Origin of the sequence: Xenorhabdus griffiniae (genome assembly GCF_001028135.1) — a bacterium.
Taxonomy (GTDB): domain Bacteria; phylum Pseudomonadota; class Gammaproteobacteria; order Enterobacterales; family Enterobacteriaceae; genus Xenorhabdus; species Xenorhabdus bakwenae.
In genome coordinates this window covers 1-559 of the sequence record NZ_LDNM01000170.1, presented here as the reverse complement: position 1 = coordinate 559, position 559 = coordinate 1, and the positions used below count along the sequence as shown (strand labels likewise).

Genomic DNA, 559 nt, shown 5'->3' with positions numbered 1-559 from the left:
ATGATGACATTCCGTTTTGATTATCGATTTTCAACACCGGGTCTTCGTGCTCGGCAATCCAGATAGAAACTGAGTAACCAATAAAAACCATTTCATATCACTACGCTGCTTTGCGGCGGGAGGATTATTGTAACCAAATTCGGGAGGACATATGCAGTTCACCCCATGGAACCCCAATCCCAGAGCGATTGCAAGAGTCAATGACCCCTATCCCATTCCGACACACTGCCGTTATTGCGGCAGACACGTGATGATTGAGCATCACCTGAATGTTTTTAAACGCATCCATGATAACCGCTGGCCATGGCTATACCACTGTTGGGCATGTGGTGCGCGTGTCAGTATTCATCCGGGGACGGATATTCCAATGGGGTCACTGGCAGATAAAACGACACGCAGAGCCAGAGCATCGGCTCATCGGTATTTCGATGATGTAGTCAGGAGTCGTAATTTAGAGCGCACGGATGCGTACAGATGGTTAGCAAGTCAACTGGAAATCAGTTTCAACGAATGCCATTTCGGTTGGTTTGACACTGAAATGTGCGAACGGGCAGCGAAT

Annotated in this window: 1 protein-coding gene; it reads left to right on the top strand. The window is 47.9% G+C overall.

Annotated features, from left to right (window positions below; all coding sequences use genetic code 11):
* Window positions 1–151: 151 nt before the first annotated feature.
* Window positions 152–559: zinc-finger-containing protein (locus tag AAY47_RS19320; protein WP_047771969.1), on the top strand; the 408-nt coding region annotated here is incomplete at its 3' end.